The organism is Streptomyces sp. NPDC093795 (assembly GCF_044764665.1).
GTDB lineage: Bacteria > Actinomycetota > Actinomycetes > Streptomycetales > Streptomycetaceae > Streptomyces.
This window is the reverse complement of sequence record NZ_JBIWIO010000015.1, coordinates 88,635-107,992: the sequence shown is the minus strand read 5'-3', so window position 1 is coordinate 107,992 and position 19,358 is coordinate 88,635. Positions and strand designations below refer to the sequence as shown.

At 74.2% G+C, this 19,358-nt stretch carries 18 protein-coding genes; 7 read left to right on the top strand and 11 right to left on the bottom strand.

Annotated elements, in window-relative coordinates:
- Window positions 1–27: 27 nt before the first annotated feature.
- Together ACIRB7_RS31925 and ACIRB7_RS31920 are read right to left on the bottom strand one after the other, a co-directional pair.
- The gene (locus ACIRB7_RS31925) at window positions 28–1,038 is read right to left on the bottom strand and encodes an SCO1860 family LAETG-anchored protein (RefSeq protein WP_403605741.1); all 1,011 of its coding nucleotides are present in this window, start codon (window positions 1,036–1,038) and stop codon (window positions 28–30) included.
- 298 nt (window positions 1,039–1,336) lie between these two features.
- Window positions 1,337–2,056, bottom strand: coding sequence for a siderophore-interacting protein (locus tag ACIRB7_RS31920; RefSeq protein WP_403605738.1), 720 nt, complete (start codon window positions 2,054–2,056; stop codon window positions 1,337–1,339).
- A 91-nt stretch (window positions 2,057–2,147) separates the two neighbouring features.
- Here ACIRB7_RS31920 and ACIRB7_RS31915 point away from each other — a divergent pair, with 91 nt between their 5' ends.
- Window positions 2,148–4,382: a penicillin acylase family protein gene (locus ACIRB7_RS31915; RefSeq protein ID WP_403605735.1), complete on the top strand. Its 2,235-nt coding sequence runs from the start codon at window positions 2,148–2,150 to the stop codon at window positions 4,380–4,382.
- On the top strand, window positions 4,379–4,939 hold the full coding sequence (locus ACIRB7_RS31910) for a GNAT family N-acetyltransferase (RefSeq protein WP_403605732.1): 561 nt from the start codon (window positions 4,379–4,381) through the stop codon (window positions 4,937–4,939). Before ACIRB7_RS31915 ends, ACIRB7_RS31910 begins: the two co-directional genes overlap by 4 nt.
- 17 nt (window positions 4,940–4,956) lie before the next feature.
- Here ACIRB7_RS31910 and ACIRB7_RS31905 read toward each other — a convergent pair whose 3' ends face one another.
- On the bottom strand, window positions 4,957–6,042 hold the full coding sequence (locus ACIRB7_RS31905) for an amidohydrolase family protein (protein ID WP_403605728.1): 1,086 nt from the start codon (window positions 6,040–6,042) through the stop codon (window positions 4,957–4,959).
- Between the two features lie 106 nt (window positions 6,043–6,148).
- Between ACIRB7_RS31905 and ACIRB7_RS31900 the strand changes: the two genes are divergently transcribed.
- A complete protein-coding gene (locus ACIRB7_RS31900) occupies window positions 6,149–7,249 on the top strand; it encodes a pyridoxal-phosphate-dependent aminotransferase family protein (protein ID WP_403605952.1) in 1,101 nt (366 codons plus the stop codon).
- A gap of 118 nt (window positions 7,250–7,367) precedes the next feature.
- Here the strand turns inward: ACIRB7_RS31900 and ACIRB7_RS31895 are convergent, their stop codons facing one another.
- Entirely contained in the window at window positions 7,368–8,438 is a 1,071-nt protein-coding gene (locus tag ACIRB7_RS31895; protein WP_403605725.1) for an alkene reductase, read from the bottom strand.
- Window positions 8,439–8,572: 134 nt separating this feature from the next.
- On the opposite strand from ACIRB7_RS31895, the gene ACIRB7_RS31890 reads away from it, so the two are divergent.
- Window positions 8,573–9,085, top strand: coding sequence for a MarR family winged helix-turn-helix transcriptional regulator (locus ACIRB7_RS31890; RefSeq protein WP_403605722.1), 513 nt, complete (start codon window positions 8,573–8,575; stop codon window positions 9,083–9,085).
- Window positions 9,086–9,162: 77 nt separating this feature from the next.
- Here ACIRB7_RS31890 and ACIRB7_RS31885 read toward each other — a convergent pair whose 3' ends face one another.
- The 4 genes from ACIRB7_RS31885 to ACIRB7_RS31870 all read right to left on the bottom strand — a co-directional run bounded on the left by ACIRB7_RS31885 (window position 9,163) and on the right by ACIRB7_RS31870 (window position 12,626).
- Window positions 9,163–10,221 (bottom strand): aminotransferase class V-fold PLP-dependent enzyme, encoded by a 1,059-nt coding sequence (locus ACIRB7_RS31885; protein WP_403605719.1) that lies wholly within the window; start codon window positions 10,219–10,221, stop codon window positions 9,163–9,165.
- Between the two features lie 103 nt (window positions 10,222–10,324).
- Complete coding sequence (locus ACIRB7_RS31880; protein WP_403605716.1) at window positions 10,325–11,032, bottom strand: DsbA family oxidoreductase; 708 nt, start codon at window positions 11,030–11,032, stop codon at window positions 10,325–10,327.
- A gap of 77 nt (window positions 11,033–11,109) precedes the next feature.
- A complete protein-coding gene (locus ACIRB7_RS31875; protein WP_403605713.1) occupies window positions 11,110–11,586 on the bottom strand; it encodes a GNAT family N-acetyltransferase in 477 nt (158 codons plus the stop codon).
- On the bottom strand, window positions 11,583–12,626 hold the full coding sequence (locus ACIRB7_RS31870; protein WP_403605710.1) for a GlxA family transcriptional regulator: 1,044 nt from the start codon (window positions 12,624–12,626) through the stop codon (window positions 11,583–11,585). Before ACIRB7_RS31870 ends, ACIRB7_RS31875 begins: the two co-directional genes overlap by 4 nt.
- 70 nt (window positions 12,627–12,696) lie before the next feature.
- Here ACIRB7_RS31870 and ACIRB7_RS31865 point away from each other — a divergent pair, with 70 nt between their 5' ends.
- Entirely contained in the window at window positions 12,697–14,049 is a 1,353-nt protein-coding gene (locus ACIRB7_RS31865; protein ID WP_403605707.1) for an MFS transporter, read from the top strand.
- Window positions 14,050–14,131: 82 nt separating this feature from the next.
- Here the strand turns inward: ACIRB7_RS31865 and ACIRB7_RS31860 are convergent, their stop codons facing one another.
- Entirely contained in the window at window positions 14,132–15,046 is a 915-nt protein-coding gene (locus ACIRB7_RS31860; RefSeq protein ID WP_403605704.1) for an AraC family transcriptional regulator, read from the bottom strand.
- A 173-nt stretch (window positions 15,047–15,219) separates the two neighbouring features.
- On the opposite strand from ACIRB7_RS31860, the gene ACIRB7_RS31855 reads away from it, so the two are divergent.
- Complete coding sequence (locus tag ACIRB7_RS31855) at window positions 15,220–16,221, top strand: zinc-dependent alcohol dehydrogenase family protein (protein WP_403605949.1); 1,002 nt, start codon at window positions 15,220–15,222, stop codon at window positions 16,219–16,221.
- Between the two features lie 12 nt (window positions 16,222–16,233).
- Here the strand turns inward: ACIRB7_RS31855 and ACIRB7_RS31850 are convergent, their stop codons facing one another.
- The gene (locus tag ACIRB7_RS31850) at window positions 16,234–17,802 is read right to left on the bottom strand and encodes an aldehyde dehydrogenase (NADP(+)) (protein WP_403605701.1); all 1,569 of its coding nucleotides are present in this window, start codon (window positions 17,800–17,802) and stop codon (window positions 16,234–16,236) included.
- A gap of 153 nt (window positions 17,803–17,955) precedes the next feature.
- On the opposite strand from ACIRB7_RS31850, the gene ACIRB7_RS31845 reads away from it, so the two are divergent.
- Complete coding sequence (locus tag ACIRB7_RS31845) at window positions 17,956–18,726, top strand: IclR family transcriptional regulator (RefSeq protein ID WP_351212834.1); 771 nt, start codon at window positions 17,956–17,958, stop codon at window positions 18,724–18,726.
- Between the two features lie 19 nt (window positions 18,727–18,745).
- Here the strand turns inward: ACIRB7_RS31845 and ACIRB7_RS31840 are convergent, their stop codons facing one another.
- The gene (locus ACIRB7_RS31840) at window positions 18,746–19,240 is read right to left on the bottom strand and encodes a cupin domain-containing protein (RefSeq protein WP_403605698.1); all 495 of its coding nucleotides are present in this window, start codon (window positions 19,238–19,240) and stop codon (window positions 18,746–18,748) included.
- Between the last annotated feature and the right edge of the window lie 118 nt (window positions 19,241–19,358).

Below are 19,358 nucleotides of genomic sequence, written 5' to 3'. Positions count from 1 at the left end.
CCCTCCTCGGACCGTCATCCCGGGCCGTCAGCCTCGGGAGCGGGCGCGCGAGCGGGTCAGTGCGAGGGCGCCGCCGCCGGCCACGACGAGGGCGAGCGCTCCGGCCGCGATGTACGGGGTGGTGGAGCTGCCGCCGGTCTCGGCGAGGTTCTCGGTGGGCGTGGTGCCGCCGTTGTTGGTCTTGATGCCGCCGGCGTCGCTCGGCCTGGCCGAGGGCTGCTGCGTGGGCTGCTCGGAGGGCCGCTCGCTGGGCTTCTGGGTGGGCCGCTCGGTTGGCTTCTCGGTGGGCTTCTGCGTGGGCTTCTCGGTCGGGGCCGTGCCCTTCGGCGTCTCGCAGGTCGCCTCGGCCAGCGTCACGGTGCCGTTGACCTCGGCCACGCCGAGCTTCAGCGGGTCGACCTCCACCTTGAGTTCGAGGGCCGTCGCCGCGGCCGTACGGGAGGTCGTGGAGTTACGGGAGAGGTCCAGGGTGACCTGGCCGATGCCGGGCACGGTGACCTGGGTCCGGCCGCCGGTGGACAGGGTGGTCTTCTTGCCGAAGACCGTCACATGGCCGAGGACGTTGGACTCGGCGACCGGCCGCTCGCCGACCTCGCACAGCGCCTTGGACGTGACCTTCTCGACCTCGATGAGCGAGAGCAGCGGGATGCCGGGGACGTGCACCCGCGCCTTGACGAGGTTGACGTACCCCTCGGCCTTCTCCTTGTCCACGGTGGCCTTCGAGGTGGCCACGTCGGCGGCGAGGATGTCGATCGGCTTGCCGCCCTCGGCTCCCTGCACCTTCACGGAGAGCGCGGTCTCGCTCTCGGTCTCCGGCGCCTTGACCTCGTTGAGGGAGGCTCGCACGGGCACGTCGACGGTCTTGCCGAGGAGGGAGACGTCGAGGGCGGTCCGCAGGACGACGGCGGTGGCGCGTCCTTCGTCGCCCGTGGCGTGCGCCGCCGGCGCCACGAGGAGCACGGGGCCGACGGTCAGGGCGGCGACGGTCGCCGCGGCGGCGGTACGACGTACGGGCAGGCGGAAGGTGTTGCTGTTCAAGGTGGTGGAACCCCCACAAGAGACATGGCGTCGCCGGCCGCTCACCACGGGGACGGTGGGTCGGCGCGGCCTCGGCGACTTGAGACACCGGAATCTTTACGCACGGAGAGTGAACCGGCAGTCGCCTGGCGTGAGTTCACTCCAAAGGGGGGTTTCCGTGTTCATATTCGATTTTTCTCGGCACAACCGTTCACCGGCGCCCCGCGTCTCTCGCACGAGCGAGCGGGAGCGGGGGCGCGCGGGAGAAGTGAGAACGATCCGCACTCCGCCGGAGTAACGGATCGTCAACGCGATGCGTTCAGCTCGCGCGCCAGTACCCGAGCGCGTGGACACGCTCCTTGGGCAGGGCGAGCTCCTTGCGCGCGTACGTGGCGAGGGTGCGGGTGGTCGCGGTGTCGCAGGCGATCCAGACGTACGAGGTGGGGTCGGCGAGCGCGGGGAGCTCGGCCTTCACCCGGGCGACGAGGTCGGCGCCGCCGTCCCGGCGGGGCACCCGGCGCAGTTCGTGCCGTGCCGCGTCGAGCCGGACCGGCAGGTCCTCGTCCGAGGCGTGCTGGGTCTCGAACCAGACGGTGGCCGGGACGTCCGGAAGCGCGTCGAGGAGGGAGTTCACGGCGGGCAGGGAGGCCGGGTCGCCGACCACGAGCAGCCGGCTCGGAAGCGGGTCGGGGGCCTCGAAACCGGTGCCCTGGAGGGTCGCGTCCACGGTGTCACCGGGGGCGCAGGTACGGGCCCAGTGGCTGGCGACGCCGTCGTGGAGGGCGAACTCCAGGCTGAACGTGCCGGCCTCCGGGTCCGGGTCGACCAGGGTGTACGCCCGCTGGTGCGGCTTGCCCGCGTCCTCGAACCAGAGCCGTACCCACATCGTCGGATGGACCCCGGCGGCGGCGAGCAGGCCGCCGTCCGTGAAGTGCACCCGGCGGTAGTCCTCCGTGACCTGCTCGGCGCCCGTCACGGTGAACGTGAAGTCCTTGCCGCGCATCAGCTTGAGAACGGCACCCTGCCAACCGTGACCCACCGCGATCCCCTCCCCTGAACTCCTGTAGATTAATTTAGGTCAGCCTAACCTAAGAAAATCTCAGCGGACATGGACGGGATCGGGGTCTGTCGTGAGCATCGAGGTCTACCGGGACGCCTGGGGCGTCCCTCATCTGCGCGCCGCGGACCCGGACGAACTCGCCTTCGCGCAGGGCCGGGTCACCGCCCGCGACCGGGCCTGGCAGCTGGAGGTCGAGCGGCACCGGGCCCAGGGCACCACGGCCGCCTTCCTCGGCGCCGCCGAACTCGGCTGGGACACCTTCGCCCGCCGCTCCCGGCTCGCGGACACCGCCCGCCGCTGCTTCGAGCGGCTCGCACGCGAGGACGCGGAGACGGCCGCGTGGGTACGCGCGTACGTGGACGGGGTCAACGACGGTCTGGCGGAAGGGGCGCGGCGCGCACCCGAGTTCGCGGAGACCGGCCTCGCGCCCGGACGATGGGAGCCGTGGACCCCGCTCGCCGTCTGGCTCTCGACCCACATCCTGTTCGCCGGCTTCCCCACCAAGCTGTGGCGCGAGGAGGTCGCCCGGCGGCTCGGCGAGGAGTGGACGGAGCTCTTCGCGACCGACGGGCCCGGGACCGCCGGCTCCAACGGCTGGATGGTCGCGGGCGAGCGGACCGCGAGCGGGGCGGCCCTGGTGGCCGGCGACCCGCACCGGTTCATCGAGGCGCCCGGCGTCTACCAGCAGATCCGGCTCGCCTGCGACGCGTACGACGTGGTGGGCATCGCCGTGCCCGGCATCCCCGGGCTCGCCCACTTCGGCCACACCGGTCCGGTGGCGTGGGCGATCACCAACGCCATGGCGGACTACCAGGACCTCTACCGGGAGCGGCTGCGACGCCTCCCGGACGGCGGGGTGGAGGCGTACGGCCCCGAGGGCTGGCGCACGGCGGCCGCGCACACCGAGACGATCGAGGTCGCGGGCGGGGAGCCGGTCGTGGTCGAGGTGGTCGAGACGGACCGGGGCCCGGTGATCATCGGCGTCGACGACGCGCCCGAGGGCGGGGCGGGGGCCGGGGTCGGGGACAGGCTCGGGGACGCGCCCGAGGACGGGCCTGAGGGCGGCTCCTCCCCGTGGGAGGCCGTCAGCCTCCGCTACCCGCCCCGCGTCACCGGCGAGCTCGGCTTCGGCGTGCTGCCCGCGCTGCTGCGCGCCCGGACCGTCGCCGACGTGGACGCGGCACTCGACGGCTGGGTCGAGCCCGTGAACGTCGTCCTGGCCGCCGACACCCAGGGCGGTCTGCTGCACCGGGTCGCCGGCCACGTACCCGTACGGGACCGGGCCAACTCCCTGCGGATCGTGCCCGCCTGGGACCCGGCGCACGCCTGGGAGGCCGCTCCGGCGCCGCTGCCCCGCGCCGAGGTGCGCGGGCACGCCGTGATGGCCAACGCCCGGGGCCTGGCCGCGCCCCTGGGCATCGAGTTCGCCCCGCCGCACCGCGCGGCACGGATCGACGCGCTGCTCGGCGCCTCGGCGGAGTGGACCCCTGAGACCACGGCCGCCGTCCACCGGGACACCGACAACGCGTCGGCGGCCCGTCTCCTGGCGGCGGTGGCACGGGCGGGCGAGGCGCGGGCGGGTGGCTCCGGGGCGGACGGCCCCGGCGCGGACGGCCCCGGCGCAGGCAGCCCCCTCACGGACGGTCCCGGCGCCGAGGCCGTCGGCCTCTCCCCCGCCGCCTCCGCCGTGCGGGACCGGCTGCTCGCCTGGGACCGGCGGATGGACGCGGAGAGCGTCGGCGCCGGGCTCTACGCCGCCGTGCGCGGTGCCGTGGTGCGCCGGCTCGCCGGTCACGAGGCCTTCGCGGCGTTGCGTGAACCCGCCCCGTACCCCGAGGTGTTCCGGCCCTGGCTGGCCCTCGGGCCGCGCGTCGCGTACGCCCTGGAGACCCTGCTCGTGGCCGGGCCCGTGCCCGCCGAGGACGTCGACCGGATCGTACGGGAGGCGCTCGACGAGGTCGGCGCCGGTGAGCCGCCCGCCGCCTGGGGCGTGACGCACCGGCTCGCGCCCTGGCAGGCGCTGCCCGATCCCGACGACGCGCAGTGGCCGGGGCTCGGCGGGGACCACGACTGCGTGCTGTCCTCGTCCAGCGTGCCCGGGTGGACCGACCGCAGCGCCCGCGCCTCCGCCGCGCGTTACGTCTGGGACCTCGCCGACCGCGAACGGAGCGGCTGGATCGTGCCGTTCGGCGCGTCCGGCGTCCCCGGCGACCCGCACCACCGCGACCAGCTTCCCCTGTGGCTGAGGGGCGAGCTCGCCCCCGTCACCACCGACTGGCAGTACCTCACCAAGGAGCAGGGATGACCACCGCCGTATACGTCCACCACGTCGAGGACTTCGGCACCGTCACGGTCCGGCCCGTCGAGCCCGAGCGCGACGCCCCCCTCCTGCACGGCTGGGTCAACGAGGAGCGGGCCGCCTTCTGGGGCATGGTCGGCACCACCGTCGAGCAGGTCCGGGACATCTACGCGCACATCGACTCGCTCACCACCCACCACGGCTACCTGGTCAGCCTGGACGACGAGCCGGTCGCGCTCTTCCAGACGTACGACCCCGAGGCCGACCGTGTCAGCGAGTGCTACGAGGCGCTGCCTGGGGACATCGGCGTGCACCTCCTCGTCGCCCCGGGCACCGCCCCGCGGCCCGGCTGGACGGGCCGGCTGCTCACCGCGCTCGTCGCCTTCGCGCTGCGGGACCGTACCCGGGTGGTGGTCGACCCGGACGCGGCCAACGAGAAGGCGATCGCGCGGATGGTGCGGGCGGGGTTCGAGCTGGGCCCTGAGGTCGTGCTGCCCGAGGTGGACCTGCCGGAGGTCTTCATCCCGGAGAAGAAGGCCCGGCTCGCGTTCCTGAGCCGGTAGACGGTGTACTCGGTGTACTAGCCCACGATCCGCCCGTTGACGACGACCCGGCGCGGTGCCGCGAGGACACGGACGTCCGCGCGCGGGTCCTCGCCGTAGACGACGAGGTCGGCGGGGGCGCCCTCCTCGAGGGACGGGCGGCCCAGCCAGGCCCTGGCCCCCCAGGCGGTGGCCGCGAGCGCGTCGATCGGCGGGATGCCGGCCCGGGTCAGCTCCTCGACCTCCTCGGCGACGAGCCCGTGCGCGAGGGAGCCACCCGCGTCGGTGCCCACGAAGACCGGGATGCCCGCGTCGAAGGCGGCGCGCACGGTGTCGTACCGGCGCTCGTGCAGCCGGCGCATATGGGCCGACCAGCGGGGGAACTTCCCCTGGCCGCCGTCGGCGAGGTGCGGGAAGGTCGCGATGTTGACCAGGGTCGGCACGATGGCGACGCCCCGCTCGGCGAAGAGCGGGATCGTGTCCTCGGTGAGCCCGGTGGCGTGCTCGACGCAGTCGATGCCCGCCTCGACCAGGTCCCGGAGCGAGTCCTCCGCGAAGCAGTGCGCGGTGACGCGGGCGCCGAGCCGGTGCGCCTCCGCGATGGCCGCCTCGACCTCGGGGCGCGGCCAGCAGGCGGTGAGGTCGCCCGCGTCGCGGTCGATCCAGTCGCCGACGAGCTTGACCCAGCCGTCGCCGCGCCGGGCCTCGCGGCCGACGTACGCCACGAGGTCGGCGGGCTCGATCTCATGGGCGTAGTTACGGATGTAGCGGCGGGTGCGGGCGATGTGCCGGCCCGCGCGGATGATCTTCGGCAGGTCCTCGCGCTCGTCGATCCAGCGGGTGTCGGAGGGCGAGCCGGCGTCCCGGATGAGCAGCGTGCCCGCGTCCCGGTCGGTGAGGGCCTGCTTCTCGCTGGTGGCCTCGTCGACGGGGCCGTGCCGGTCGAGCCCGACGTGGCAGTGGGCGTCGACGAGGCCGGGCAGCACCCAGCCCTCGACGGTGACCGCCTCGGTGGCGGGCCGGTCGAAGGTGATCCGCCCGTCGACGCACCACAGTTCGTCCCGTACGTCCTCGGGGCCGACGAGCACCCGTCCCTTCACGTGCAGCACCGCGTGATCACTCATGTCTGCACTGTACGAGGACGGGACCCCGGCCGGGGAGGGCCCCTCGGTACCCTGATCCGGAGTTCCGCCCGCACGAATCCGATCCGAAGAAGGCACCACCGTGACCGTGACGCATCCGCTCCTGGACCTGGCCCCGCTGACCGCCGCGCACTTCGCGTCGATCGAGCGGCGGGTGGCCGCGCTGCTCTCCACGGAGCAGGACGTGGTGATCACCCAGGGCGAGGCGCTGCTGCCCCTCGAGGGGTGCATCCGCAGCGGGGCGCGGGCCGGTTCGACCGCGCTGAACGTCGTCACCGGTCCGTACGGTCAGACCTTCGGCAACTGGCTGCGGGACTGCGGGGCGACCGTCGTCGACCTGGAGGTGCCCTTCCACACCGCCGTGACGGCGGAGCAGGTGGAGCGGGCGCTCGCCGAGCACCCGGAGATCGACTTCGTGTCCCTGGTGCACGCGGAGGCGGCGACCGGCAACACCAACCCGGTGGCGGAGATCGGTGAGGTCGTACGGGCGCACGGCGCGCTGTTCTACCTGGACGCGGTGGCGTCGATCGGCGCCGAGCCGGTGCTGCCGGACGCGTGGGGCGTGGACATGTGCATCATCGGCGCGCAGAAGGCGATGGGCGGGCCGGCGGGGGTGTCGGCGGTGTCGGTGAGCGCGCGGGCCTGGGAGCGGTTCGCCGCCAACCCGGCCGCGCCGCGCCGCTCGTACCTCTCCCTCCTCGACTGGAAGGAACGGTGGATCGACGGCGGCCGGAAGACGCTGCTGCACGCGCCCGCGCAGCTGGAGATGCTGGCGCTCGAGGCGTGCGTGGAGCGGATCGAGGCGGAGGGGCTCGACGCCCTGATGGGTCGGCACGCCTCGGCCGCGGCGGCGACGCGGGCGGGTGCGCTGGCGCTCGGCGGCGGTCTCGGACCGTACGTGTACGAGGCGAAGGACGCGGCCCCGGTCGCGACGACGCTGCGTACCCCGGCCGGGGTGGACGCCTCGGAGCTCGTGGCGAAGGCGCTGGCCGCCGACCCGTCGCTGCCGCTGATCGCGGGTGGCGGGGCGCTCGCCGGGGAGATGATCCGGGTCAACCACTACGGGGTGGACGCGACGCCGGGCGCGGTGCAGTCCTCGCTGGCCGCCCTGGGGGCGGCGCTCGGCGAGACGGGCCGTGCGGTGGACCTGGAGGGCGCGCGCCGGGCGGTCACGGAGGCGTGGGCCTGATCGGCGGTACGGGGAGGGGCGGGGTTCCGGGGTCCGGAATCCCGCCCCTTCGGAGTTCCCGGGTCCGGATCCGCCCCTTCGCCGTGCGCGGGCCCGGCCTGATCCGGAGGGCCGGGTCCTACAGCGCCGGGTAGTCCACGTAGCCGCGCTGGTCGCCGCCGTACATGGTGGCGCCGTCCAGGGGGTTGTAGGGGCCGTCGGTCCGCAGCCGGGCGGGCAGGTCGGGGTTGGCGATGAAGAGCCTGCCGAAGGCCACGAGGTCGGTGGTGCCGTCCTCGATCAGGGCGAGGGACGCGGCGTCGGTCGGGGCCTCGCCGGTGGCCGGGTTGAGGATGAACGTGCCGGCGAACCGCTTGCGCAGGTCGAGGACGTACGGGCGCTGCTCGGGGGTGCTCTCCAGGACGTGGAGGTAGGCGATGCCGACCGGCTCGATCGCGTCGAGCAGGGCGAGGTACAGCTCGTCGGTGTCGGTCTCGGTGATGTCGTTGAAGGTGTTGGCCGGGGAGATGCGCAGGCCGGTGCGCTCGGGGCCGATCTCGGCGGCGACGGCCCTCACGACCTCGACGGCGAAGCGGATGCGGTTCTCGACGGGGCCGCCCCACTCGTCGGTGCGGTGGTTGGAGCCGGAGGCGAGGAACTGCTGCACGAGGTAGCCGTTGGCGCCGTGGATCTCGACGCCGTCGAAGCCGGCCTCGACGGCGTTGCGGGCGGCGGAGGCGAAGCCGGCGACGGCCTCGCGCACCTCGTCCCCGGTGAGTACGCGCGGGGTGACGAAGTCCTTGGGCCCTTCGGGGGTGAAGACCTTGCCGGCGGCGGCGACGGCGGAGGGGCCGACGGGGTGGAGGCCGCCGTCGAGGAGGTCGGGGTGCCCGATCCGGCCGGAGTGCATCAGCTGGGCGAAGATCCGCCCGCCGCGCTCGTGGACGGCGTCGGTGACCCGGCGCCAGGCGGCGATCTGCTCCCGGCTGTGCAGTCCGGGGGTGAAGGGGTAGCCCTGGCCCTCGGGGACCGGCTGGACGCCCTCGCTGATGATGAGTCCGGCGGAGGCGCGCTGGGCGTAGTACTCGGCGACGAGCGCGGTGGGGGTGCGGCTCCCGGCGTCGGCGCGGCTGCGGGTCATGGGCGCCATGGCGATGCGGTTGGCGAGCCGGGTCCCGGCGAGGTCGATGGGGTCGAAGGCGGTGGTCATGGCTGTCCCCTCACATCATTATGTGGTCGGCCAAGTAAATGGGCCGTTGCCACTGTAACCCATTGCTTGGCCGGCCAAGGTAATCTGGGGAGAGCCTCCCGCGGATCCCGGGAGAGCCGTCCCGAGGAGCGCGCATGTCAGGAACGACCGACCCCGTCTGTACGGAGACGACGCCGTCCGCCGCCCGTGGCGGCCCCGTCAGCATCGCGCTCGCCAAGGTGGCCCGGATGCACCGGATCGCCGCCGGACGACGGCTGCGGGAGCTCGGCCTCTACCCGGGCCAGGAGATGATGATGATGCGGCTCTGGGACTGCGGTCCGGTCCGCCAGTCCGAGCTGATCCAGTCCCTCGGCCTCGACGCGTCGACGGTGACCAAGATGGTCCAGCGCCTCGAGCAGTGCGGCCACGTCCGCCGTGGCCCGGACCCGGCCGACCGGCGCGCGGTCCTGGTCGAGGCGACGGACGAGGGCCGGACACTGCGGGCCGGTGTCGAGGGCGTCTGGTCGGACCTGGAGGCGCTCTCGTTGAACGGACTCGCCCCGGACGACCGGGCGGAGCTGGCCCGGCTCCTCGGCCTCGTGGCGGAGAACCTGCGCGAGGAGGCGGGCGAGGCGGGCGCGTGCCCGGCGCCGCCGGGGGGCTGCTGAGGCGGGCGCCTGCCCGGCGCCGCCCGGGGGCCGCTGAGGAGGGCGGGGCCCTCCCCCCCAGCCGGGCGGGTACGCGCTCAGCCCGCCAGGACGTCCAGGGCCCGGTCCACGTCCGCCGCCGTGTTGTACAGGTGGAAGGACGCGCGCAGGTTGCCCGCGCGGGCGGAGAGCAGGATGTCGGCCTCGCGCAGGGCCTCCGCCCGGTCCCCGAGGCCGGGGACGGCGACGACCGTCGAGTCGTCCGTGACCGGCTCGTGGCCCAGGGCGAGGAGCCCGGAGCGGAAGCGGGCGGCGAGCCCCTTGTTGTGGGCCTCGATCCGCTCGATGCCGACCTCTTCGAGGAGCGCGAGCGAGCGGGCCGCGCCGTGGTACGAGAAGAAGGCGACGGGCTCGTCGAAGCGGCGCGCGGTACGGGCCAGTTCGCGGACCGGGCCGTAGCTGTTCACCCACAGCTCCTCGCCCGTGACCCAGTTGGCGTGGATCGCGAGGAGCGAGTCCTGCGCCTCCTCGGTGACGGTGAGGAAGGACGCCCCGCGCGGGCAGAGCAGGTACTTGTAGCCGCCGGCGACCGTGTAGTCCCACTCCCCCGCGCTCAGCGGCAGCCACCCCGCCGACTGTGTGGCGTCGAGGAGCGTACGGGCGCCGTGCGCGGCGGCCGCGGCCCGGATCGCCTCGAAGTCGGCGGTCCGGCCGTCCGCCGACTGCACGGCGGAGAAGGCGACGAGCGCGGTCTCGGGGCGGACGGACTCGGCGAGCCGCTCCAGGGGCACGTAGCGGGTCTTGAGGTCGCCGCGGATCGTGAAGGGGGTGACGACGGAGGAGAACTCGTTCTCGGGGAAGAGGATCTCGGCTCCGGCGGGCATCGACTGGGCGATCATCCCGCAGTGCACGGCGACCGAGCTGCCGACGGCGACGCGCTCGTGCGGGACACCGGCGAGACGCCCGAAGGCGGAGCGGGCCTCGTCGACGATGTCGAAGCTGCCGGCGCCGTCGGCGCGGCCGTCGGCGGTCTGCTCGGCGAGGAGCGTCACGGCCTCGATGGTCCGGCGGGGCAGCAGCCCGCAGGCGGAGGTGTTCAGGTAGGTCTTCTTGGGCGCGAACTCGGCGCCGCCGAGCGGCTGGTCAAGGGAATCCATGCCCTCACCCTGGATTCCCCGCGATCACCCGTCAATGGCGATCGAATCGCGGGAGAACCCAAGGCGCGCTTATCTCCGCAGGTCAGAAGGCCCGGCCAGGCGGTCAGGCCCCCGGAACCTCGCAGGCGCCGTCCGGGCCGCAGACCTCCGCGTCGGAGCCGACCGGCTGGAGGACGCGGCCCTGCCAGGCCTGGTCGAGGGCCTGGGTGAAGACCTCGGCGGGCTGGCCGCCGGAGATGCCGTAGCGGCGGTCGAGGACGAAGAACGGCACGCCGTTCGCACCGAGTTCGGCGGCCTCGCGCTCGTCCTCGCGTACGGCCTCGGCGTAGGCCGAGTCGTCGGCGAGCACGGCCCGGACCTCGGTCTCGTCGAGACCGGCCTCGACGCCGAGCGTCACCAGGGTCTCCGGGTCGAAGACGGAGCGCTCCTCGGCGAAGTTGGCGCGGTAGGCCAGGTCGAGGAGCTCGTTCTGGAGCCCGCGGTCCTTGGCGAGGTGCAGCAGCCGGTGGATGTCGAAGGTGCTGCCGTGGTCGCGGCCCTCGGTACGGTAACCGAGGCCCTCGGAGTGCGCGTTCGAGGCGACGTGCGCCTCCATGGCGCGGGCCTCGTCGAGCGTACGGCCGTACTTCCTGGCGAGCATCTCCAGGACGGGGCCCGAGTCGCCCTTGGCGCGGTTCGGGTCGAGCTCGAAGGAGCGGTGCACGACCTCGACGTCGTCCCGGTGGGCGAAGGCCGCGAGCCCCTTCTCGAAGCGGGCCTTGCCGATGTAGCACCAGGGACAAGCGATGTCGCTCCAGATCTCGACGCGCATGTGACTTCTCTCCGAGGGTTGCCGGTGGGTGTTCGGGCGGGGGTGTCCGGTCGCGACAACGCCCCCACCGGCCGGGTTCATTCCGTTTCCGGTGCCAGTGTGAGCCGGAGCACGAGGTGGCTGCCGTCGCGCGGGTTCTCCGGGTCGGGGGTCCAGCCGTGGGTCGCGTAGAAGGCCTGGGCGCGCTCGTTCTTCTCGAAGACCTCGAGCCGGGCCTCGGTCACTCCGGCGGCCCGCCAGGCGTCGGTGCAGGCCGTGTGGAGCTCGGCGCCGACGCCCGCGCGCCAGCGGGCGGGGAGCACATGGAGCTGGGTGAGGTGCATGAGGCCGTCGCGCTGTCCGTACGCGGCGACCCCGGCGACCTCCCCGTCCCGTACGGCGCAGAGGACGGCCCCGCGGTCGACGGCCGCCGCCCAGCCCGCCCGGGAGCGGGCGACCTCCTCGGGGCCGAGGAAGTCGGCGTCGGGGACGTGGCCCCGGTAGTAGGTGGCGCGGGCCTCGGTGTGGAGGGCGACGATGGCATCCAGGTCGGCGGCGGTCGCGAGTCTGATCATGATCCTTCAGGACGCGCGGGAGGGTGGGGCGGTTGCGGTGCGCGGGTGGGTGGGGCCTCCTGCGGGGCTGCGGAGGGCGCGGGCAGGCGGGTGAAGGACGACCGGTAGGCGCTCGGGGTGAGGCCCGTGCGGCGCAGCAGGTGGTGGCGGAGGGAGTCCGCCGTACCGAGGCCGCCGGCGCGGGCCACCGCGTCCACGGAGAGCGTGGTCGTCTCCAGGAGTTCCTTCGCCCGCTCCACGCGCTGGTGCAGCAGCCACTGGAGCGGGCTGACCCCGGTCTCGGCGTGGAAGCGGCGCGAGAGGGTGCGGACGGAGACCCCGGCGTGCCGGGCGAGGTCGGCGAGGCCGAGCGGTTCGTCGAGGTGTTCCATGGCCCACGCGCGCGTGTCGGCGAAGGAGACCCCGCGCTCGGGCGGCAGCGGGGTCTGGGTGAACTGGGTCTGGCCGCCGGGCCGTACGGGCGCGACAAGGGCCTGGCGGGCCACGGTGTTGGCGACGGCGGCGCCGTAGTCGGTCCGGATGACGTGCAGGCAGAGGTCGATGCCCGCCGCGTACCCGGAGGACGTCAGCACGGGCCCGTCCTGGACGAACAGGACGTCGTCCTGGAGGTCGACGGCCGGGTGGCGGGCGGCGAGCAGCGGCCGGTACGTCCAGTACGTCGTCGCCGCCCGCCCGTCGAGCAGCCCGGCCTCGGCGAGCGCGAAGGCACCGGTGCAGATGGAGGCGATCCGCCGGCCCGCGGCTGCGGCGGCACGCAGCGCGTCGAGGATGCGCGGGTCGGGGTCGGTGGAGGAGCCGCTGCCCGCGAGGACCACGGTGTCGGCCCCGGCGACGGCGTCGAGGCCGTGCGGGACGACCAGGTCGAGCCCGCCGGTGGTGGGCACGGGCCCCGGGTCGGGGGCGCAGATGACCGTCTCGTACCCGGGTGCGCCGTCGATCTCGACCTTGCCGAACAGCATCTCGGGGATGGCCAGGTTGAACATCGAGACGGGCGGGGCGGCGATCACGGCGACGCGCTGGACACGGGACGGGACCGTCATGGCCAGAACCTCCGGACGTATGGCATTCGGGCCGCTACTGTACGGCTCGGCCGATCATGAAGCTGGGGGCATGTCCTCCACGCTCCTCACCGAGACCCCCGTCGACCGGCCCACCTCCCCCCGTCCCGCCCAGGTCGCCGCGATGCTCGGCTTCGCCCTCATCACCCTCGACACCTCCGTCGTGAACGTCGCCCTGCCCGCGATCGGCGCCGACCTGCGGGCCGGGATGTCGGGGCTGCCCTGGGTGGTCGACTCGTACACGCTCGTCCTCGCCGCGCTGCTGCTGTCCAGCGGGGCCCTCGCCGACCGGGTCGGGGCGAGCCGGGCGTACGGGGCCGGGGTCGTCGTCTTCGTCCTCGCCTCCGCGGTCTGCGGTCTCGCCCCGGGTCTTCCGGCGCTCCTGGCGGCCCGGGCGGTGCAGGGCGCGGCGGCGGCGGTGATGCTGCCGGCCTCGCTGGCGCTCGTACGGGAGGCGTACGGCGATCCGGTGCGGCGGGCCCGCGCGGTGTCGCTGTGGGCGGCGGGCGGCACGGTCGCGGTGGCGCTCGGGCCCGTCGTGGGCGGGGCGCTGACCACGGCGTGGAGCTGGCGGGGTGTCTTCTTCCTCAACCTGCCGCTCGGACTGCTCGCGCTCGCCCCGCTGACCCGGGTGGCGCGGTCGGCGCGCGGGACCGCCCCGATCGACCTGCCGGGGCAGCTGACGGCGATGACGGCGCTCGGGGCGCTGACGTTCGCCGCCATCGAGGGCGGTACGGAGGCCTGGTGGGCGCTGGGGGTCGCGGGCGTCTCCTTCGCGGCCCTCCTGGTGATCGAGGCGCAGCGGCGGCATCCGATGGTGCCGCTCGGGCTCTTCAGGAACACGACGGTGGCCGTGGCGGTGGCGGCGGGCTCGGCGAACAGCGTGGCCTTCTACGGGATGCTGTTCGTGTTCAGTCTCTTCTTCCAGCAGGTCCTCGGGCTCTCCGCGCTGGCGGCGGGGCTGATGTTCCTGCCCATGACGGGGCTGCTCGCCGGGGTGAACCTCCTGTCGGCGCGGGTGGCGGCGCGGTACGGGGCGAGGCTGCCGATCGTCCTGGGCCAGGCGGTCGCGGTGGCCGGGCTGCTGGGGTTGCTCACCGTGGACGCGGAGTCCTCCCGGGTGGCGCAGGCGCTGCTGCTCGTGCCGCTGGGGGTGGGGGCGAGTTTCTCGCTGCCGCCGCTGATCGCCTCGATGATGGAGGCCGTCCCCGCGGAGCGGGCGGGCACGGCGGCGGGGCTCCTCAACGCGATGCGGCAGACGGCGGGCGCGCTCGCCGTCGCGGTCTTCGGGTCGCTGGCGGCCCGGTCGATGGAGACGGCGCTGCCGACGAGCATCCTGATCAGCGCGGGCCTGCTGACCCTGACGGCCCTGGCGTCGCTGCGCCTGCCGGGCCGCCGCGCGTGAGCGACCGGGCTACCGGGCCTGCGTCCGCCGGGCCGGCCGGGCTGCCGGGCCTGCGTCTGCCCGGCCACCGGCCCGGGCGGGTTCAGGCGCCCTTGCGGTACTGACCCGGCGCCACCCCGTACTCCCGCTTGAAGGCCTTGGCGAAGGCGAACTCCGAGGAGTACCCGGAACGTTGGGCGACCGCGCGGAGCGGCAGGTCGTCGGTGCGGAGGAGGCGGCCCGCGGCGGTCATCCGCCACCAGGTGAGGTACGCGAGGGGCGAGCGGCCGACGAGGGCGGTGAACCGGCGGGCGAAGGCGGCGCGGGAGAGGCCGCCGAGGGCCCCGAGCTCCTCGACCGTCCAGGACTTCGCGGGGTCGCCGTGGAGCGCGCGGAGGGCCCCGGCGACGGCCGGGTCGCCGAGGGCGGCCGACCAGCCGGTGGACCGGTCGGCGCGCTCGGTGAGCCACCAGGTGCGCAGCAGGTAGAGCAGCAGGGTGTCGAGGAGGGCGGGCACGACGGCGTCGGATCCCGGCTGGGGTTCGGCGAGTTCGGCGCCGAGGAGGTCGACGGCGGCACGCAGCCGGGGGTGGGCCCCGACGCGGGCGGGGAGGTGGACGTACGGGGGCAGCTCGGTGAGGAGGGGGTGGGCGCGGGCGCGGCTGAGCTGGTAGGCGCCGCACAGGAGCAGGGTCTCCTCGGCGCCGACGGGCCCCCGGTCGGGCGGGCTGGGCCAGGAGCCGTCGGCGGCGGGCAGGGCGTCGACGAGGGGCGTGTCGGGGCGGTCGGCGAGGCCGTGTCCGGTGCCGTGGGCGAGGAGGACGACATCGCCGGGGCCGAGCCTGACGGGGGCGGCGTCGTCCGGGGGCAGCAGCCAGGCGGTGCCCTGGAGGACGACGTGGAACCCGGCGCCCTTGCTCGGGAGGAAGCGGAAGCCCCAGGGGGCGAAGCGGACCGTGCGGGAGGAGTGGGGGCGGCCGGTGCGCATGGCGGCGATGGCATCGCTCAGTACGTCCATCAGGGCACCGTACCCGTCGTTCAGCCGCGCGAGACGATCGGACATCGGGGGGAGCCATGGAGACATGGATCGTCTCGCCGCGCCCTCCTAACGTCGAAGCCATGACGACGACACGCGGGACGACGACAGACACGACGGCAGACACGACGACGACGGACACGGCGACAACGGGCATGACCACGAAGGCCGTTCTCTTCCACGAGCTCGGTGGGCCGGAGGTGCTCACGGTGGAGGAGGTGCCGCTGCCGGCCCCCGCGCCCGGTGAGGTGCTCGTACGGGTGGAGGCGATCGGGCTCAACCGCGCCGAGGCGCTGTTCCGCGCGGGCACGTACTACTACCCGCCCACGCTGCCGGGTTCGCGGCTCGGTTACGAGGCGGCCGGGGTGGTGGAGGCGGTCGGGGCGGGGGTCACCGCGTACGCGCCGGGCGATCCGGTGATGGCCGCGGCCAACTTCGACTTCGGGGTGCACGGTGTGTACGCGGAGCGGGTGGTGCTGCCCGAGGAGTACGTGGTGGCCCGGCCCGAGGGCGTGGACGCGGTGACGGCGGCGGCGGTCTGGCTGACGTACTTCACGGCGTACGGCGGCATGGTGCTGACCGGCGGGCTCGGCGCCGGCGACCATGTGGTGATCACGGGGGCGTCCAGCGGGGTGGGGACGGCCGCGATCCAGACCGCCCTGCGGGTCGGGGCCGTGCCGATCGCCACCACGCGCGGCGAGGGCAAGCGGAAGCGGCTCCTGGAGCTCGGGGCGGCGCACGTGATCGTGACGGAGTCGGAGGACGCCGACGACCTGGTCGCGGAGGTGCGGGGGATCACCGGTGGGGCGGGCGCGGACCTGGTGTTCGACGCGGTCGGCGGGCCCGGGTTCGCCCGGCTCGGTGACGCGCTGCGGCCCGGCGGCACGGCCGTGCTGTACGGCTGGCTGGACCCGGAGCCGGTCGCGCTCTCGATGAACTGGCCGCAGACCGTCCACACGTACGCGAACGGCGCGCTCGCCGAGACCGGGGAGGGGCGCCGCCGCGCGGCCGGCTTCATCGGCTCGGGGCTGCGGGACGGCTCCCTCGCGCCGGTGATCGCCGAGACCTTCGACGGTCTGGAGCGGATCACCGACGCCCATCGGCTGATGGAGTCGAACACGCACCTCGGGAAGATCGTGGTGCGCGTGGGGACCTGAGGCCGGGGAGGGTCAGCGTCTCGGCAGCCCCAGCGGATTGCCGTCGCGGAGTTCCGGCGGGAGCAGGTGGTCGGGGGTCGACTGGTAGGTGAACGGGCGCAGCCAGCGCTCGATCGCGGTCGCGCCGACCGAGGTGGCGGTGGACGTGGTGGCCGGGTAGGGGCCGCCGTGGTGCTGGGCCGGGGCGACGGCGACGCCGGTGGGCCAGCCGTTGACGAGGACGCGGCCGGCCAGCGGGGTGAGTTCGGCGAGGAGCGAGGCGGCGTCGGCGTCCCCGCCGGCCTCCGTTGCCCCCGTGGCCTCCGTGGCTTCCGCGGTCTCCGTGGCCTCCGTGGCTCCCGTGGCCTCCGTGGCGATGTGGAGGGTGGCGGTGAGGTTGCCGGGGAGCCGGGACAGGACCTCGGTGATCTCCGTACGGGAGGAGTAGCGGGCGACGACGGTGACCGGGCCGAAGCACTCCTCGAGGAGCAGGTCGTGCCGGTCGCCCTCGGCGAGCAGGGCGGCGTCGACGGCGAGGACGCCGGCGCTGACCGTGTGCGCGTCGCCCGCGCCGGGGGCGACCGGGGTCCCCACCCCGGCGAGCGCGGCGCGCTCGGTGACCCCGGCGACGAAGGCGTCCCGCATCCGCCGGTCGAGCATCACGCCGGGGCCGGTCGCGGAGAGCCCGGCGCCGAGGGCGTCGACGAAGCGGTCGCCCGCCTCGCCCGTGGGGGCCAGGACGAAGCCGGGCTTGGTGCAGAACTGGCCCTGCCCCAGGGTCATGGAGCCGGCCAGGCCCGCGCCGAGCTCCTCGGCCCGCTCGGCCACGGCCGCCGTGGTGAGCACGACCGGGTTGAGGGAGCCGAGTTCGCCGTGGAAGGGGATGGGGACGGGCCGGGCGGCCGCCGCGTCGAAGAGGGCGCGTCCGCCGCGTACCGAACCGGTGAAGCCGGCCGCGGCCACGAGCGGGTGGCGGACGAGTGCCACGCCCGCGTCGAAGCCGTGGACGAGGCCGACGACGTCCTCGGGGAGGCCCGACTTGGCAGCGGCCCCGCGCAGCAGGGAGGCGCAGAGTTCGGAGGTGGCCGGGTGGTCGGGGTGGGCCTTGACCACCACGGGGCAGCCGGCCGCGAGGGCGCTCGCCGTGTCGCCGCCGGGGACGGAGAAGGCGAGCGGGAAGTTGCTCGCGGCGTAGACGGCGACGACGCCGAGCGGGATCTTCCAGCGGCGCATGTCGGGCCGGGGCGGGGTGGCGCCGGGGTCCGGCGCGTCGATCCGGATGTCGAGGAAGGACCCCTCCTCGACGACCTCGGCGAAGGACCTCAACTGGGCCGTGGTGCGGGCGAGTTCGCCGGTGAGGCGGACGGGCCCGAGGGCGGTCTCGGCGTCGGCCGTCTCGACGATCCGCTCGCGCGCCCCGTCGAGGAGGTCGGCCGCGGTACGGAGGAAGGCGGCCCGTACGGCCCGGTCCGCGAGACTCTCGCGGACGCCGTGGGCGGCCCGCACGGCCCGGTCGACGTCCTCCGCCCCGGCCTCCACCGCGACCTGTTCGCGCGGCTTCCCCGTCCGGGGGTCCACACTCCACACTGGTTCTGCCGCCACCGCCACGCCCCTGTTCGCTATTCTGAACACAGTTCCCGTAGATGAACGCATCTGTACGGGACTCTAGGGACGGCCCGGCCGTCTCCACAAGGGGCCCCGTTCAGCCAGGTGGCCCACTCGGACGACCGGACGACGTGAAAAGGGGCGAGGGTCATGGCGACTGCCGACGCGGGCGGAGCGCAGGTGAAGTCCGCGGTGCGGACCGTGGAGCTGCTCGAATACTTCGCCGGGCGCCCCGGGATGCACTCGCTGGCCGCCGTCCAGGAGGCCGTCGGCTATCCCAAGTCCAGTCTGTACATGCTGTTGCGCACCCTGGTCGAGCTGGGCTGGGTGGAGACCGACTCGACCGGCACGCGGTACGGCATCGGGGTACGGGCGCTGCTCGTCGGCACCTCGTACATCGACGGCGACGAGGTGGTGGCCGCCTCCCGGCCCACCCTGGACCGGCTCTCCGACGACACCACCGAGACCATCCACCTGGCGCGGCTCGACGGCACCAACGTCGTCTACCTGGCGACCCGTCAGTCGCAGCACTACCTGCGGCCGTTCACCCGCGTCGGACGCCGGCTGCCCGCGCACTCGACCTCGCTCGGCAAGGCGCTCCTCGCCACCCACACCGACGAGCAGGTGCGCAAGCTGCTCCCGGAGACCCTTCCGGCGCTGACCGAGCACACGATCACCGACCGCGAGCAACTCATCGAGGAACTGCACACCATCCGCGAGCAGGGCTTCTCGGTGGACCGCGAGGAGAACACGCTCGGGCTGCGCTGCTTCGGCATCGCGATCCCCTACCGGACCCCGGCGCGGGACGCGATCAGCTGCTCGGTGCCGGTGGCGCGGCTCACTCCGGCCCACGAACAGATGATCAAGGACGCGCTCTTCGACGCGCGGGACCGGCTGACCCTGGCGACCCGCCGCCTCTGACGGCCGGCGAGGGGGCGGGTCAGCGCTCGGCCAGGGCCGCCTGCCAGACCGGGCTGTCCACGTAGTGGTTGTCGTACTGCTCCGAGGAGGCCTTGATCTCCTCGAAGCTCGCCTCGCCCCGCATGACCCGGCCGAGGAGCCGCAGGTAGTCGAAGCGGGCCATGCCGGGCGTGAAGACGAACAGCACGTCGGCCTCGGCGCCCGGGGCCGCCGCGAAGGCGTGCGGGGTGTGCGGCGGGACGAGGAGGAAGTCGCCCTGCTCCAGGACGGACAGCTCCTCGCCCACGAGGACCTGGAGCGAGCCGCCGAGGACGAAGAACATCTCCGAGGCCTTGGTGTGGAAGTGCGCCGGGGCGCCGACCGCTCCCTTCGCGAAGGAGGAGCGGTAGCTGGTGAGCTGCCCGCCGGTGCTGTCGGAGTCGGCGAGCAGGGTCATCACGCTGCTGGGGTCGGCGGTGGTCTCGGCGTCGGCGGCACGGGTCAGGAGCGGGGCGAAAGTCGCGTTCTCGTTCATGATCACAACTCTAGAGCCTTATTGACCCATACCTATGGGTCAATTGATCATCGAAAACGTGGGTCAATTGCCGGTTGCCGGACGCCCGGCGCCGGTCGCCGGACGCCCGGAGCCGGTT